General features: G+C 65.9%; 20 protein-coding genes, 2 tRNA genes and 1 pseudogene. 17 read left to right on the top strand and 6 right to left on the bottom strand.

Annotation, left to right across the window (positions count from 1 at the left end):
• Nucleotides 1-8 precede the first annotated feature (8 nt).
• The 3 genes and pseudogenes from cmk to NO887_RS12545 form a co-directional block, all read right to left on the bottom strand.
• Nucleotides 9-587, bottom strand: a complete 579-nt coding sequence (gene cmk, locus NO887_RS12535) for a (d)CMP kinase (protein WP_256418627.1) — start codon at nt 585-587, stop codon at nt 9-11.
• A gap of 79 nt (nt 588-666) precedes the next feature.
• Nucleotides 667-897: pseudogene (locus tag NO887_RS12540) on the bottom strand (DUF7977 family protein); the annotation flags it as partial.
• 16 nt (nt 898-913) lie between these two features.
• On the bottom strand, nt 914-1954 hold the full coding sequence (locus tag NO887_RS12545; protein WP_256418628.1) for a zinc-binding dehydrogenase: 1041 nt from the start codon (nt 1952-1954) through the stop codon (nt 914-916).
• Nucleotides 1955-2156: 202 nt separating this feature from the next.
• On the opposite strand from NO887_RS12545, the gene NO887_RS12550 reads away from it, so the two are divergent.
• The 13 genes from NO887_RS12550 (at nt 2157) to rpsB (ending at nt 8396) form a co-directional block, all read left to right on the top strand.
• Nucleotides 2157-2242: transfer RNA gene (locus tag NO887_RS12550), tRNA-Ser, on the top strand.
• A 57-nt stretch (nt 2243-2299) separates the two neighbouring features.
• Entirely contained in the window at nt 2300-2821 is a 522-nt protein-coding gene (locus NO887_RS12555; protein ID WP_256418629.1) for a 30S ribosomal protein S13, read from the top strand.
• Nucleotides 2818-3345 carry a 30S ribosomal protein S4 gene (locus NO887_RS12560; protein ID WP_256418630.1) on the top strand — a complete coding sequence of 176 codons (528 nt, stop codon included), beginning with the start codon at nt 2818-2820 and terminating at the stop codon, nt 3343-3345. The genes NO887_RS12555 and NO887_RS12560 overlap by 4 nt, the downstream gene beginning before the upstream one ends.
• Nucleotides 3346-3351: 6 nt before the next feature.
• Nucleotides 3352-3741 carry a 30S ribosomal protein S11 gene (locus tag NO887_RS12565; RefSeq protein ID WP_004046448.1) on the top strand — a complete coding sequence of 130 codons (390 nt, stop codon included), beginning with the start codon at nt 3352-3354 and terminating at the stop codon, nt 3739-3741.
• Between the two features lies 1 nt (nt 3742).
• Nucleotides 3743-4495: a DNA-directed RNA polymerase subunit D gene (locus NO887_RS12570; protein WP_256418631.1), complete on the top strand. Its 753-nt coding sequence runs from the start codon at nt 3743-3745 to the stop codon at nt 4493-4495.
• A 149-nt stretch (nt 4496-4644) separates the two neighbouring features.
• A tRNA-Leu gene (locus tag NO887_RS12575) sits at nt 4645-4729 on the top strand.
• 39 nt (nt 4730-4768) lie between these two features.
• Nucleotides 4769-5122 carry a 50S ribosomal protein L18e gene (locus NO887_RS12580; protein ID WP_256418632.1) on the top strand — a complete coding sequence of 118 codons (354 nt, stop codon included), beginning with the start codon at nt 4769-4771 and terminating at the stop codon, nt 5120-5122.
• Nucleotides 5119-5568, top strand: coding sequence for a 50S ribosomal protein L13 (locus tag NO887_RS12585; RefSeq protein ID WP_256418633.1), 450 nt, complete (start codon nt 5119-5121; stop codon nt 5566-5568). The genes NO887_RS12580 and NO887_RS12585 overlap by 4 nt, the downstream gene beginning before the upstream one ends.
• Entirely contained in the window at nt 5562-5960 is a 399-nt protein-coding gene (locus NO887_RS12590; protein WP_256418634.1) for a 30S ribosomal protein S9, read from the top strand. The genes NO887_RS12585 and NO887_RS12590 overlap by 7 nt, the downstream gene beginning before the upstream one ends.
• 12 nt (nt 5961-5972) lie before the next feature.
• A complete protein-coding gene (locus NO887_RS12595) occupies nt 5973-6167 on the top strand; it encodes a DNA-directed RNA polymerase subunit N (protein WP_256418635.1) in 195 nt (64 codons plus the stop codon).
• Between the two features lies 1 nt (nt 6168).
• Nucleotides 6169-6351, top strand: coding sequence for a DNA-directed RNA polymerase subunit K (locus NO887_RS12600; RefSeq protein ID WP_256418636.1), 183 nt, complete (start codon nt 6169-6171; stop codon nt 6349-6351).
• Entirely contained in the window at nt 6348-7550 is a 1203-nt protein-coding gene (gene eno, locus NO887_RS12605; RefSeq protein ID WP_256418637.1) for a phosphopyruvate hydratase, read from the top strand. The genes NO887_RS12600 and eno overlap by 4 nt, the downstream gene beginning before the upstream one ends.
• Before the next feature lie 15 nt (nt 7551-7565).
• Nucleotides 7566-8396, top strand: a complete 831-nt coding sequence (rpsB, locus tag NO887_RS12610; RefSeq protein WP_256418638.1) for a 30S ribosomal protein S2 — start codon at nt 7566-7568, stop codon at nt 8394-8396.
• Between the two features lie 36 nt (nt 8397-8432).
• Here the strand turns inward: rpsB and NO887_RS12615 are convergent, their stop codons facing one another.
• Both NO887_RS12615 and NO887_RS12620 read right to left on the bottom strand, forming a co-directional pair.
• A complete protein-coding gene (locus tag NO887_RS12615) occupies nt 8433-8783 on the bottom strand; it encodes a DUF4870 domain-containing protein (protein ID WP_256418639.1) in 351 nt (116 codons plus the stop codon).
• Nucleotides 8784-8838: 55 nt separating this feature from the next.
• Nucleotides 8839-9408: a mechanosensitive ion channel family protein gene (locus tag NO887_RS12620; protein ID WP_256418640.1), complete on the bottom strand. Its 570-nt coding sequence runs from the start codon at nt 9406-9408 to the stop codon at nt 8839-8841.
• Between the two features lie 105 nt (nt 9409-9513).
• Here NO887_RS12620 and mvk point away from each other — a divergent pair, with 105 nt between their 5' ends.
• Complete coding sequence (gene mvk / locus NO887_RS12625) at nt 9514-10530, top strand: mevalonate kinase (protein ID WP_256418641.1); 1017 nt, start codon at nt 9514-9516, stop codon at nt 10528-10530.
• Nucleotides 10530-11333, top strand: a complete 804-nt coding sequence (locus NO887_RS12630; RefSeq protein WP_256418642.1) for an isopentenyl phosphate kinase — start codon at nt 10530-10532, stop codon at nt 11331-11333. Before mvk ends, NO887_RS12630 begins: the two co-directional genes overlap by 1 nt.
• 55 nt (nt 11334-11388) lie before the next feature.
• Here the strand turns inward: NO887_RS12630 and NO887_RS12635 are convergent, their stop codons facing one another.
• On the bottom strand, nt 11389-12150 hold the full coding sequence (locus tag NO887_RS12635; RefSeq protein WP_256418643.1) for a response regulator: 762 nt from the start codon (nt 12148-12150) through the stop codon (nt 11389-11391).
• Nucleotides 12151-12245: 95 nt separating this feature from the next.
• Between NO887_RS12635 and NO887_RS12640 the strand changes: the two genes are divergently transcribed.
• Both NO887_RS12640 and NO887_RS12645 read left to right on the top strand, forming a co-directional pair.
• Complete coding sequence (locus NO887_RS12640) at nt 12246-13289, top strand: Mrp/NBP35 family ATP-binding protein (RefSeq protein ID WP_256418644.1); 1044 nt, start codon at nt 12246-12248, stop codon at nt 13287-13289.
• Nucleotides 13286-13612, top strand: a complete 327-nt coding sequence (locus NO887_RS12645; protein ID WP_256418645.1) for a DUF7976 family protein — start codon at nt 13286-13288, stop codon at nt 13610-13612. Before NO887_RS12640 ends, NO887_RS12645 begins: the two co-directional genes overlap by 4 nt.
• Nucleotides 13613-13819: the final 207 nt, after the last annotated feature.

Below are 13819 nucleotides of genomic sequence, written 5' to 3' on the forward strand. Positions count from 1 at the left end.
TCGCGCGCTCAGAAGTCGTAGCTGACGCCCTCGATGGGTGCCTTCCCCTCGTCCTCGTCGGGATCGTACGCGTCGATCGTCGCGACGAGGGCGTCGATGAAGCGGTCCGGTCCCCAGCGGGCGGTGTTATAGGCTGCGTCGTAGATCGACAGGTCGTCGATGTCGATGTCGTAGTACGCTTGGTATCGCTTCCGCTCGGACGCCTCGCGGCGTTCCGTCTCGGCTTTTGCGCGATCGACCGGCTTGTCCTCTCGGTCGGCGATCCGTTCGGCTCGGATCGCGATCGGCGCGTCGAACCAGAAGCGGAAGTCGGCCGCGTCGTCGGAGAGCCACCCGGCCAGCCGCGATTCGAGGACTACGTCGTCGTGGGTCGTGGCGATCTCGTGGAGCCGGCGGTCGAGGTCGCGGTCGATCTGCGGGTCCTTCTCAGCGAATTCGTTGAACTCGACGGGTGTCATGTCGCGTTCGGCCGCCATCTCGCGGAAGATGTCGCCGCCGGAGACGTGACCGAGACCGAGCCGGTCGGCGAGCGCCGTGGCGTTCGTGCTCTTCCCGCTTCCCGGCGGGCCGGAGACGGTGATCAACATATCGCTACTCCGCGGGTATCGTTCAAAACGGTTGTCGTTCGCCGCTCCCGACGAGCGCGGCGAGCGACGGCGGTCCCCGTTACTGGTCCCGAGTCGCCGCCGTCATCGACCACACGGCGACGAGCCCGAGCAGGATCGCGGGAACAAGCGGCAGCGCGAGGTACGTCGCGAAGAATGTGAACCCGAACGCGCCGGCGGCGTACGGATACACGTAGATGATCCCGGGGATAACGAGGACGCACGTGAAAAGAACCGCCGTCAGCGCCCACCCCTTCCGTCCGAATCCGTCGGCGTCGGGCTCATTGGTGGCGTCGTCGGCGTCGGGATCAGAACTCACTGTCGGGTTTTACCACCACCTTGCCAAAGCCCTCACGGTTCTCTATCAGTTCGTGCGCGCGAGCGGCCTCGCTCATCGGGAGCACCTCGCGGATCCGCGGTTCGAACGTGCCGTCCCAGACGAGCTGCAATGCGTCGTCCACCTCGCCGGGAGTCGCCATCGTCGAGCCGATCACCGACAGCTGGTTCCAGAATATTCGGTTGAGCCCCGCTCCCGGGTTCGGGCCGGTGGTCGCCCCGCACGTGACGAGCCGTCCGCCCTTCGCCATCGACTTCAGCGAGTCAGGATACGTCGCCTCACCGATGTGATCGACCACGACATCGACCCCGCGTTTCCCGGTCATCTCGGCGATTTCGTCGGCGAAGTCGTTCGCCTCGTAGTCGATGACGTGGTCGGCCCCGCAATCTTCGGCGTGCGAGAGCTTGTCTTCCGTGGAGGCGGTCGCGAACACCTCACAGCCCGCGTGGTCGGCGATCTGGACCGCCGCGTGGCCGACGCCGCCCGACGCGCCGAGCACGAGCACTTTCTCGCCCGCCTCGATATCAGCTCGCGTGTGGAGCATCCGCCACGCGGTCTGGAAGACCAGTGACGCGGAACCGGCGACCTCCCAGTCGACGCCCGACGGGACGGGAACGAGATTTTCGGCGGGCACCGCGGCCGTCTCGGCGTGCACGCCCCGGACGTGTTCGCCGATGATGTGGAACGAGGCGCAAAGCGACTCCTCGCCGCTTCGGCAGAACTCGCACTCCCCGCACGAGACGCCGGCGCTCACGGCCACGTGATCGCCCGGCTCGAACCGCGTCACTCCCTCGCCGACGGCCTCGACGACTCCCGCCGCGTCGCTGCCGGGGATGTGCGGCATTTCTAGGTCGATACCGGGCATGCCGCGCCGGGTCCAGATATCGAGATGATTCAACGCGCCCGCCTTGACGTCTACGAGCACCTCGCCGCGGTCGGGCTCCGGGTCCGGGAACTCGCCGTACTCGATCACGTCGCGGTCGCCGTGGGAATCGAATTGGACTGCTTGCACACTGTTTACCACCCGCGGCACCCACTAAACAGTACGCCAACCGGCCGTGATTTCGTCCCACGGTACATCCTCTCATCCGCGCGGTATCGGCGTATTCACCCGCGGCTTTCGTGATGTTTAAGTACCGAAGGCGGGTCCGTACGGATGCACGAACTGCAGGGGTACCGGGCCCCGAGTCCGAGAGGGCGATGATACGACGCGAGTTGCGGTAGCCAAGCTTGGCCCAAGGCGCAGGGTTGCTAACTCTGTGGCGTCACTGCCTCCGGGGTTCGAATCCCCGCCGCAACGCTCGAACGGACCGAGTACCGCCGGAATCGCGCCGGCAGGGCTCACGACAACCAACACATGAGCACGGAAGAATCACAGGACGACTCGCCGGAGGAGGAAGAAGACCTCCAGTACTTCGTCCGGATCGGGGGCGCGGACCTCGACGGGACGAAGACGGTCGAGCGAAGCCTGTCCGAACTCGACGGCATCGGCACGCGCACGGCGCGGCTGGTCGCCGAGAAGGCCAACGTGGACCGCAACGCCACGTTCGGTCTCCTCGACGAGGGTGACATCGACGCGGTGGTCGACATCGCAGAGAACCTCGAAGACCACGTCCCGTCGTGGATGACGAACAGACAGAACGACTTCTACTCCGGAGAGACGACGCACCTCGTCGGCACCGACGTCAGCGAGAAGCGTCGTCACGACATCAACCGGATGAAGATCATCGAATCGTACAAGGGCGTTCGCCACAAGCGCGGCCAGAAGGTACGCGGCCAGCGCACGAAGTCCACGGGCCGCTCCGAGGGCACCATCGGCGTCAACGTCGAAGAGATCCGCGAGGAGATGGCGGAAGACGAAGCGGGTGACGAGGAATGAGCACCGGCAAGAACACCAAAGGCTACGAGACGCCGAACCACCCGTACCAAGGCGAGCGGATCGCCGAGGAGTCGGACCTCCTCTCGCGGTACGGCCTGAAGAACAAAGAGGAATTCTGGCGCGCCCAGTCCGAACTGCGCAGTATGCGCCGCGAGGCGCGGCGACTGCTCGGCGAGGCTCAGGGCGACGTCGACGCCGCCCAGGAGGCCGGCTCGGAGTTCGTCGCACGGCTCCGCCGCATCGGCATCCTCGGCGACAACGACGACATCTCGACGGTCCTGTCACTCGACGTGACGGACCTGCTCGAACGCCGTCTCCAGACGGTCGTCTACCGGCAGGGTCTCGCGTCCTCGACGCAGCAGGCCCGCCAGTTCCTCGTCCACGGCCACATCACCGTCGACGGGGCGCGCGTGACGCGCCCCTCGGTGAAGGTCGACGTGGCCGACGAGGGAACCATCGACTTCGACGAGAACAGCCCGCTCGCGGACGATCTCCACCCCGAGCGCGCGGAGTCACAGGAGTAACTAACCATGAGTGAATCCGAGGACGGAAAGTGGGGAATCGCCCACGTGTACGCATCGTTCAACAACACGCTCATCACGGTCACCGACGAGACGGGAGCCGAGACGATCGCCAAGTCGTCCGGCGGCACCGTGGTGAAACAGAACCGCGACGAGGCGTCGCCGTACGCCGCCATGCAGATGGCGGAAGTCGTCGCCGAGCGCGTCAAAGACGCCGGCTTGGAGGGCGTGCACGTTCGCGTGCGCGGCCCGGGCGGCAACCTCAACAAATCCACCGGTCCCGGTGCGCAGGCGACGATCCGAGCGCTCTCGCGCGCTGGCGTCGAGATCGGCCGGATCGAAGATGTCACGCCTATCCCGCACGACGGGACGAAGGCACCGAAGAACAAGCGAGTCTGACATGAGTGACGCAGATTTCGACGTTGAGTACGTCGAACGGGACGAACGCAGCGCGCGGGTGTTGATCCGCGGGCTCACTCCGGCGTTCGCGAACGGCATCCGCCGCGCGATGATCGCCGACGTCCCGACGTTCTCGATCGACACCGTTCGGTTCGTCGAGAACTCCTCCGTCATGTTCGACGAGATGATCGGCCTGCGGCTGGGGCTCATTCCCCTCACGACCCCGCTCGACGACTTCGAGGTCGGCGACGAGGTCACGCTCGCACTCGACGTCGAGGGGCCCGCGACGGCCTACTCAGGCGACATCGAGAGCGCCGATCCGCTGGTCGAGGTCGCAGACGACAACGTCCCGATCATCGAGCTGAAGGAGGGACAGCGGCTGGAGTTCGAGGCTGACGCGGTGTTAGACACCGGAAAGGAGCACGCCAAACACCAAGGCGGCGTCTCCGTCGGCTACCGACACCTCCAGCGCATCGCCGTCGATGGCGACCGCGGCGAGTTCGACGAGGACGAGTCGCAGATCCTCCGTGGCGTCGTCGAGACGCCAGAGGGCGACGTCGTGCTCACGGACGAGTTCGACAACGACCTCTCAAACCGGTACCCCGGCAAGGAAGTCAGCGTCGAGGATGTCCCCGGTACGTTCGTCTTCCATATCGAGACGGACGGATCGTTCAGCGTCGAGGAACTGCTGCTCCGCGCGATCGACTCCCTCGAGGAGCGCGCGGACGAACTACAGACGAAAGTCACGGTCTAACGTAATGACGGACCTTCGAACCACCCGGTCGGCGCTCGCCCCTGCCCGCAGTCGCGACGCCGACGCTCGCGCCGCCGAACGGTCGCGTGGTCCCGGTGACACCGGGACCGAAAGTGGTTTGAAGGGAGCCGGATTACGCAGGAGTGCACGCAGGGATAGCCAAGTCAGGCCAACGGCGCAGCGTTCAGGGCGCTGTCCTGTAGAGGTCCGCAGGTTCAAATCCTGCTCCCTGCACTCCGTTTTCAACGAACTCTCCACACAGGAGGGACAGCTATGAGTAGCAAGACGAATCCGAAATTACAGAACCTCATCGCCGATCTGAAGTCGGTTTCGCGCGATTCCGGAGCCAACGTGTGGCTGGATATCGCGGACCGACTGGAGAAGCCACGGCGCACGCACGCTGAGGTCAACCTGGGCCGTATCGAACGATACGCGCAGGAAGACGAGACGGTCGTCGTCCCCGGCAAGGTGCTGGGCAGCGGTGTGCTTGAAAAGAACGTCACCGTCGCCGCCGTCGATTTCTCGGGAACTGCCCGCACGAAGATCGACCAGGCCGGCGAAGCGGTGTCACTCGAACAGTTCGTCGAACAGAACCCCGAAGGAAGCAACGTCCGGGTGATTCGATGAGTCTCGCGAAGATCGACGCGGATGTCGTCGTCGACGCCCGCGACTGCATCCTCGGCCGCGTCTCCTCGGAGGTCGCCCAGCGCGCCCTCGCCGGGGAGTCCGTCGCCGTCGTCAACGCCGAACACGCCGTCATCACCGGCAACGAAGAGGCGACGATGGAGACGTACCACACCCGCGCGGAGCTCGGCTCCGACAGTGGCCCGTACTACCCGAAGCGCCCCGACCGGATCTTCAAGCGTGCCATTCGCGGCATGCTGCCGTACAAGACGGAAGACGGCCGCGAGGCGCTTTCGAACGTTCGCGTCTACGTGGGTAACCCCTACGAGCGCGACGACGACGCCGAGAGCGTCGTCCTCGACGGTACCTCGCTGGACCGACTCTCGAACATCAAATTCACCACGCTCGGTGACATCTCCGAGTCTCTGGGAGCTAACGTCACATGGTAACGAACACCTCAGGCAAGAAGAAGACGGCCGTCGCTCGCGCAACGGTGCGCGACGGCGAGGGCCGCGTTCGCATCAACTCCCAGCCCGTCGAGCTGGTCGAACCGGAGCAGGCACGGCTCAAGATGCTAGAACCGTTCCGAATCGCCGGCGAGGAGCTTCGCGACGGCGTCGACATCGACGTCTCCGTCGAGGGCGGCGGCTTCAGCGGTCAGGCCGACGCCGCTCGCACCGCCATCGCGCGCGGGATCGTTCAACATCTCGGCGACGCGGAGCTGCGCGACGCCTACATGAACTTCGACCGAACGCTCCTGGTCAACGACGTTCGCCAGTCCGAACCCAAGAAGTGGGGCGGACCGGGTGCGCGTGCTCGCTACCAGAAGTCCTACCGCTGAGGTGATCCAGTTATGATGATCCCCGTTCGGTGTTTCACGTGCGGCAACGTCGTGGGTGAACACTGGGAAGAATTCAAGGAGCGAGCCCGCGAGGGCGACGAGGACCCCGGCGCGGTTCTCGACGAACTCGGCGTCGACCGGCACTGCTGTCGCCGGATGATGGTCAGCCACCGGGACCTCGTCGACGTCGTCTCCCCGTACCAGTAACATGTCTGCACAACGATATAATCGATACGAGAAGGCGCGCATCCTCGGTGCAAGAGCGCTGCAGGTGTCGTACGGTGCGCCCGTGCTGATCGAGTCTGACCAGACGGAGCCCATTCTCGTCGCCGCGGAGGAGTACGACGCGGGTGTGCTCCCCTTCACCGTCCGACGGGAGGGTGAGAAATGACGCGAATCACGAGCGTCTCGCTGCGCCGCGTGCTCGACTCGCGGGGCAACCCGACGGTCGAGGCCGACGTGCTCACCGAGTCCGGCGGCTTCGGTCGGGGAGCGGCCCCGAGCGGGGCGTCCACCGGCGAGTACGAGGCGATCGAACTGCCGGCGAGCGAGGCGATCGCGAAGGCCCGAGAGCACGCCGTTCCGCGGGTCGAAGGGCTCTACGCCGGCGACCAGCGCGCCGTCGACAACGCCCTGCGCGCGGCCGACGGCACCGACGACTTCTCCGCGATCGGCGCGAACAGCGCGGTCGCGATCTCGATGGCGGCCGCGAAGGCCGCCGCCGACGTGCTCGGCGCGCCGTTGTACCAGCACCTCGGCGGCGCGTTCCGCGGCGACAACTTCCCCGTTCCGCTCGGCAACGTCGTCGGCGGCGGCGAACACGCCAAAGAGGCCACGCACATTCAGGAGTTTCTCGCCGCACCCGTGGGTGCGCCGAGCGTCTCCGAGGCCGTCTTCGCGAACGCCGCGGTCCACGCGTCGGTCGCGGACGTGCTCGACGAGCGCGGCGTCCCGGCGGCGAAGGGCGACGAGGGCGCGTGGGCACCGCCGATATCGGACGCGGACGCGTTTGAGGTCGTCGAGGAGGCGGTCGACCGCGTCGAGAGCGAGGTGGGCTTCGAGATCCGCTTCGGGCTCGACATGGCAGCCGCGGAGCTGTACGACGACGACCGCGAGGCGTACGTGTACGGCGACGAGACGAAGTCGACGGACGAGCAGGTCGAGTACGTCGCCGGACTCGTCGACGAGTACGACCTCGCGTACGTCGAGGATCCCCTCGACGAGAACGACTACGAGGCGTTCGCGGAGCTGACGGACCGGGTCGGCGACCGGACGCTGATCTGCGGTGACGACCTGTTCGTCACCAACGTCGAACGACTCCGGGAGGGGATCGACGTCGGCGCGGCAAACAGCATCCTGATCAAGCCGAATCAGATCGGGACTTTGTCGGACGCGTTCGATGCGGTCGAACTCGCCGCCCGAAACGGGTACGAGACGGTTATCTCTCACCGCTCGGGCGAGACGGAGGACACGACCATCGCACACCTCGCCGTGGCGACCGACGCCGGCTACATCAAGACCGGCACGGTCGGCGGCGAGCGCACTGCCAAGCTGAACGAACTGGTCCGCATCGCGGACGGCGCGGTATGACGGACACCCACACGCATGAGTGAAGACAACGACGCGGTCGAACTCGACGACGCGGAGACCGAGGCGGTCGACGCGGCGGTCGAGGAGGAGGCCGACACGACCGAAGAACCGACCGCCGACGCGGCCGCCGACGGGGCGTCCGCCGACGCCGAACCCGGAGACGCCGAATCCGCCGAGGCCGCCGACGTGACGGCGGATGCGGACGACGATGTCGCAGACGAGGAGGAGACCTCCCCGTTCGACGACAACGTCATGCCCGACGACGATGTCGACCTGCTGATCCCCGTCGAGGACTACCTCTCCGCGGGTGTCCACATCGGGACCCAGCAGAAGACGAAGGACATGGAGCGGTTCATCCACCGCGTCCGCGACGACGGCCTGTACGTGCTCGACGTGAGCACGACGGACCAGCGCATCCGCACCGCCGCGGACTTCCTCGCGAACTACAATCCCGAACAGATCCTCGTCACGTCTTCGCGGCAGTACGGTCGGTTCCCAGCCGAGAAGTTCGCGGACGCCATCGGCGCTCGCGCCCGCACGGGACGGTTCATCCCCGGCACGCTGACGAACCCCGACTACGCCGGCTACATCGAGCCGGACGTCGTTGTGGTGACCGACCCGATCGGCGACGCACAGGCCGTCAAGGAGGCCATCACCGTCGGCATTCCCGTGATCGCGATGTGCGACTCCAACAACCAGCTGTCGAACGTCGACCTGGTCATCCCGACCAACAACAAGGGTCGACGCGCGCTGTCGGTCGTCTACTGGCTGCTCGCCAACGAGACGCTCGACCGCCGCGGCGCTGACACCGTCTTCGCGCTCGACGATTTCGAAGACGACCTCTGAGACGGCGTTTCACGTTCGAGTTCGACTTTTCTGCGACTACAGGAGATCGATCGTGAGAGGGTAGTCCCACGTCTCTCCGCCTGCGGCTTTCACTGCCCCGATGACGACCAGCACGGTATTGACGACGCCGAGGGCGGGAAACACCAGAAACCCGATTCCGGCGAGCGCGAACGCGACTGTGAGCGCGACGAACGAATAGATCGCGAAGCAGATCTGCCAGTTGATCGCGTTCCGCGCGTTCTCTCTGACGAAGGCGTCCTCGGTGACGACGTAGATCACGAGTGGACCGGCGATCCACGCGAACAGCGCGAGAACGTGTGCGATCGCGGCAAAGGCCGTGTTTCTGCTCGATCCGCTGACTCCGACGCCCGCTGCTGTGGATGCCATGGGCCCGATACCGCCGGTTTCGTATATAAGCCGACCACGTCACGTTACCCGGCCGCTACTCTTCGGCCACTGGTTCCGGCTCCGACTGCGCGTGCTCGTCTAACGCCCACCGCGACTCGATCTCGCGGTTCGCGAGCACGATCCGGTTCCCGTCGTCCGAGTCGATACGCGTCTTCCGCAGTTCGATCGCGGCGACGGTCCCCGTCACGCCTTTCGCTTCGATGCGGTCGCCGGGGTTGAAGTCCGGATCCCGAAGGAGGTAGACGCCCGCGACGGTGTCCTCGATCATCTCTGAGAGGGCGTAGGAGACGCCGAGCGCGATGAAGCCGACGGCGGTCCCGAGACTGGCCGCGACGTCACCCATCCCGACGACCTTCAGGAACGTGAGCCCGACGCCGAACCACAGGAAGATGGCGACGACCGTGACGAGCAGGTTCCCGATCAGCGCCCGATCGCCGGCGTAGATCCGTCCGACTGACCGGTCGACGATCGCGAGCACGATCCGAACGACTACGTACGCGAGCGTGAGGAAGACCAGCCCCGAGAGAACGCGCGGGACCGCGGCGGCAAGTCCGTTGAGGAACCCCCGAAGGGACTCCGCAAGTAGGTTTGAGAGGATCTGCATGGCACACGCGACGGGAGCGACAGACGAAAAGGTGGGGGGACTGCGGAGGATGTCGCCCGGGGACCAAGCGCAACGCCTGTAAGCACGCGGAGAGAGGAGATTCGTATGACCGTCTGTGACGCGCCGGGGAAGGTGTACCTCTTCGGCGAACACGCCGTCGTGTACGGCGAGCCGGCCGTGCCCGCGGCGATCGAGCGCCGAGCAACCGTGTCCGCCGAGCCCCGTGGCGACGATCACGTCCGCGTCGAGGCCGAGGATCTCTCGCTCGACGGGTTCACCGTGGAGTACGCGGGCGGCACGGAGGTCCGACCGGACGTCGACGTGCCGACCCCACTCGTCGAGGCCGCGATGGGCTACGTCGACGCCGCGGTCAGACAGGCCCGAGATGCGGCGAACGCTCCCGACGCCGGATTCGACATCACGGTCGAGAGCGACATCCCGCTCGGGGCCGGGCTGGGTTCCTCGGCGGCCGTGGTCGTCGCCGGGATCGACGCGGCGACCCGCGCGCTCGGCAACCCTCTCGAACCGCGCGAACTGGCCGACCGGGCGTATCACGCGGAGTACGAAGTACAGGACGGACAGGCCTCGCGCGCCGACACATTCTGCTCGACGATGGGCGGTGCGGTCCGGGTCGAAGGCGACAACTGCGAGCCGATAGACGCTCCCAACCTTCCGTTCGTCGTCGGCTTCGACGGCGGTGCCGGCGACACCGGAGAGCTGGTCGCCGGCGTCGGGAAACTCCGGGAGGAATACGCGTTCGCCGCCGACACGGTCACGGCGATCGGTGACATCGTCCGAACTGGCGAAGACCTGCTCGCGGACGCGGATCCGGGCGGAGACCCATCGCCGGCGACGCTTGAGGAACTCGGCGAACTGATGGATTTCAACCACGGACTCCTCGCCGCGCTCGGTGTCTCCGCGCGCTCGCTCGACACGATGGTGTGGGCCGCCCGAGACGCGGGCGCGCACGGCGCGAAGCTCACGGGTGCCGGCGGGGGCGGCTGTATCGTCGCGCTCGATCCGAGCGATCAGACGGAGACCGCGCTCTCGTTCACGCAGGGCTGTGAGGTGACGTTTCGGGCGTCGCTCGCGACGGAGGGCGTCCGGGTGGTGGAGCCGTGATGGGCGGTGGACCGACCTCCGATTCCGACGCGTCGACACCGCCCGTCGTGCTCAAGCTTGGTGGAAGCCTGATCACAGAGAAAGACCGGTCCGAGACGCTCGACGACGCGGCGCTCGACGCGGCCTGCGACTCGATCGCCGCGGCTCGCGATGACGGATCGGTCTCGCGACTCGTGGTCGTTCACGGCGGCGGTAGCTTCGGGCATCACCACGCGAGCGAGCACGGCGTCTCGACGACTGCAGGCACGAGCGACGTAGACGCGGTGATGGACATCCACGGTGCGATGACGACTCTGAACCGACACGTTCTCGCCCGGCTTCACGAGCGAGGTGTGCCGGCCGTTCCGGTTCACCCGCTTTCGGTCGCTGCCCGCCCCGACGGCGCGAGCGGCGACCTTGACCTTCCGAGCGCCTCGACGGCGACCTTGCTCGACGAGGGGTTCGTTCCCGTGCTCCACGGCGACGGCGTCGCCACCGCTGGGGCGGGTGTGACCGTCGTCTCTGGCGACGAACTGGTCGTCGAACTGGCGACCGCGCTCGGTGCGAAACGTGTCGGCGTCTGTTCGACGGTCCCGGGCGTTCTCGATGTCGACGGTGACGTGATCGACGCGATAGACGCGTTCGAACCGGTCGCCGACGCGCTCGGTGCGAGCGACGCGACCGACGTTTCTGGTGGAATGGCGGCGAAGGTCCGCGAACTTCTCGATCTCGACGCGCCGGCACAGGTGTTCGGTGCGGACGGCCTCGCGGCGTTCCTGCGGGGCGACGACGCCGGCACACGGATCGACGGCGGATCTGAGTGACTGTTCGTTGCGCACGTCGACCCCGGATCAGTGCGAAAGATTGTGTTGGGTCGTCCTACGACTCTCTGATCTGCTCCGTTCCTCTGATGATGCACACGTGCCCACCGTCGGTCGTGTGAGTCAACGACAACTGCTCGCGGATCCGACACCCGTCCGGTGTCTCGACTGTCGCCTCCCCGGTCCAGTGGCCGTCGTCGCTCACGCTCGGTAAGACTGTGTGACTAAAACGCTCAATTTCGTCGTCGGGGTAGAACTCCTCCCAGTGGGTGCCGACCAACTCGCCGACTTCGACGCCGTACACCGAGGCGTACGGGTCGTTGGCGAACAGGTAGGTCCCGTCGGAATCGAGGATCGCGATCGGCTCGCTCGCTGCTTCCAGTGCGGCGACGCTCCGTTCGACGTGTTCACTGAGCCGGTGGTGGTCCACAGCGTTTCGAATCCGATTGATGAGCACCTCGTACTGGTCCGTGCTGCCCCGTTTCTGCAGGTAGTCGGTGACGCCCGCCGAGATGGCTTCGCTTGCGACTTCCTCGCTTCCCTTTCCGGTGAAGAGCACGAACGGGAGTTCGGGATCGGTCTCGCGCACGTCTTCGAGGAAGTCGATACCCGTGCCGTCCGGAAGGTCATAATCGGAGACGACCGCATCGACCGGCCCCGCTTCGAACCGGCGCTTCGCGTCCGCGATCGTCCGTGTCGATTGGTGTTCGAACCTCGGATCGAGACGGTCGAGATACGACGCGGTGAGGTCGGCGAACGCACTGTCGTCTTCGACGTGGATGACCCGTATCGTCGTATCCGTCCTCACTCGTCCGAGCATACGTGAAGTTGCAGCGACCCGAACAATAAACGCTTGCCTCGGCGCACCGAGCACCGTACCGAACTCTTATTCGACTCACCACCCTGCGTTCGGGCATGAACGAAGCGGACGTGCGCGAGCGGCTCGCGACCGTGCAGGATCCCGATCTCCACGATGACATCGTCTCCCTCGGGCTGGTGAACCACATCGATATCGACACCGAGGCGGGCGTCGTCCACGTGTCGCTGGCGCTCGGTGCGCCCTTCTCGCCACACGAGTCCGAGATTGCCGGTGACGTGCGGGACGCGCTCGCGGACACCGACCTAGATGTCGAACTGTCAGCGTCGATTCCGGACGACCTCTCGGCGGACGATCAGGTCCTTCCGGGCGTCCAAAACGTGATCGCGGTCGCCTCCGGAAAGGGCGGAGTCGGAAAGTCGACGATGGCGGTCAACATCGCGTCGGGGCTCTCTGCGCTCGGCGCGCGCGTCGGACTGTTCGACGCAGACGTGTACGGGCCGAACGTCCCGCGGATGCTCTCGGCCGAGGAGCGTCCGCAGACCGACGGCGAGACGATCGTCCCGACCGAGAAGTTCGGTGTGAAACTGATGAGTATGGACTTTCTCACCGGCGAAGACGACCCCGTCATCTGGCGCGGTCCGATGGTTCACAAAATCATCACCCAACTCGTGGAGGACGTAGAGTGGGGCGAGCTTGACTACCTCGTGATGGACCTGCCGCCGGGCACCGGCGACACCCAACTCACGATCCTCCAGACGCTCCCGCTCACCGGGGCTGTGATCGTCACCACCCCGCAAGAGGTCGCGCTCGACGACGCGGTGAAGGGTCTGCGGATGTTCGGGAAACACGACACCAACGTGCTCGGCGTCGCCGAGAACATGGCCGGCTTCCGGTGTCCGGACTGCGGCGGCTTCCACGAAATATTCGGCTCCGGCGGCGGAAAGGCGCTCGCGCAGGAACACGATCTCCCGTTCCTCGGTGGCGTCCCCCTCGATCCCGCGGTCCGCACCGGCGGCGACGACGGCAACCCGGTCGTGCTTGACGACGGCGAGACCGCTGACGCGTTCAAACTGATCGTCGAGAACGTCGCGAACAACGCCGGTATCGTCCGCCGACGCGAAGCGTCCGAGAGCCGATGACCGGCGACAACGAAGCGGACCGAGACGACCGGAACGGTGAGCCCGCAGATCCGCTCGACGCCGCCGGCGTCGACCCAGTAGTGCCCGACTCGGCGGCGAACGCCGCCACCGACGACGTCACCGACGACGCCGCGGTTCGAGCCTTTCTCCGTGACATCGCGAACGACGTTCGCGGCGACAGCTCTGAGAGTCAGCAGCTCTCGGCGATCCTCTACCGCGTATCGGATCTGTATGATCCGAACGAGCAGACGTCGCCGGAGGAGATCTACCTCAACGTCCGTCACATCATGCAGATCAAAGCACAGAGCGGTATCGAGCGGTGAGGATCGGCCGGGAACTCACATTCGTTGCGTATACACGTCTCTCACATCTGTTCGAGACGGTATGCGCGGGACCGGATTCGAACCTCAGTCACTCCGCTTCGCTCCGTTCCCTGCTTCGAATCCTCATCGGGATGCTTCTCCTCGCGAAATGCTCGGAGAAGCATGCGTGGGACCGGATTCGAACCGGAACAAGACGGTCGCTCACTT

Source organism: Halorubrum laminariae, assembly GCF_024494655.1.
Lineage (GTDB): Archaea > Halobacteriota > Halobacteria > Halobacteriales > Haloferacaceae > Halorubrum > Halorubrum laminariae.

Bases quoted from the DNA above. Each gene is read 5' to 3' on its own strand.
- cmk (WP_256418627.1), bottom strand. From the start codon at position 587: ATGTTGATCACCGTCTCCGGCCCGCCGGGAAGCGGGAAGAGCACGAAC.
- NO887_RS12555 (WP_256418629.1), top strand. From the start codon at position 2,300: ATGAGCACGGAAGAATCACAGGACGACTCGCCGGAGGAGGAAGAAGAC.
- NO887_RS12560 (WP_256418630.1), top strand. From the start codon at position 2,818: ATGAGCACCGGCAAGAACACCAAAGGCTACGAGACGCCGAACCACCCG.
- NO887_RS12565 (WP_004046448.1), top strand. From the start codon at position 3,352: ATGAGTGAATCCGAGGACGGAAAGTGGGGAATCGCCCACGTGTACGCA.
- NO887_RS12570 (WP_256418631.1), top strand. From the start codon at position 3,743: ATGAGTGACGCAGATTTCGACGTTGAGTACGTCGAACGGGACGAACGC.
- NO887_RS12580 (WP_256418632.1), top strand. From the start codon at position 4,769: ATGAGTAGCAAGACGAATCCGAAATTACAGAACCTCATCGCCGATCTG.
- NO887_RS12585 (WP_256418633.1), top strand. From the start codon at position 5,119: ATGAGTCTCGCGAAGATCGACGCGGATGTCGTCGTCGACGCCCGCGAC.
- NO887_RS12590 (WP_256418634.1), top strand. From the start codon at position 5,562: ATGGTAACGAACACCTCAGGCAAGAAGAAGACGGCCGTCGCTCGCGCA.
- NO887_RS12595 (WP_256418635.1), top strand. From the start codon at position 5,973: ATGATGATCCCCGTTCGGTGTTTCACGTGCGGCAACGTCGTGGGTGAA.
- NO887_RS12600 (WP_256418636.1), top strand. From the start codon at position 6,169: ATGTCTGCACAACGATATAATCGATACGAGAAGGCGCGCATCCTCGGT.
- eno (WP_256418637.1), top strand. From the start codon at position 6,348: ATGACGCGAATCACGAGCGTCTCGCTGCGCCGCGTGCTCGACTCGCGG.
- rpsB (WP_256418638.1), top strand. From the start codon at position 7,566: ATGAGTGAAGACAACGACGCGGTCGAACTCGACGACGCGGAGACCGAG.
- NO887_RS12615 (WP_256418639.1), bottom strand. From the start codon at position 8,783: ATGGCATCCACAGCAGCGGGCGTCGGAGTCAGCGGATCGAGCAGAAAC.
- NO887_RS12620 (WP_256418640.1), bottom strand. From the start codon at position 9,408: ATGCAGATCCTCTCAAACCTACTTGCGGAGTCCCTTCGGGGGTTCCTC.
- mvk (WP_256418641.1), top strand. From the start codon at position 9,514: ATGACCGTCTGTGACGCGCCGGGGAAGGTGTACCTCTTCGGCGAACAC.
- NO887_RS12630 (WP_256418642.1), top strand. From the start codon at position 10,530: ATGGGCGGTGGACCGACCTCCGATTCCGACGCGTCGACACCGCCCGTC.
- NO887_RS12635 (WP_256418643.1), bottom strand. From the start codon at position 12,150: ATGCTCGGACGAGTGAGGACGGATACGACGATACGGGTCATCCACGTC.
- NO887_RS12640 (WP_256418644.1), top strand. From the start codon at position 12,246: ATGAACGAAGCGGACGTGCGCGAGCGGCTCGCGACCGTGCAGGATCCC.
- NO887_RS12645 (WP_256418645.1), top strand. From the start codon at position 13,286: ATGACCGGCGACAACGAAGCGGACCGAGACGACCGGAACGGTGAGCCC.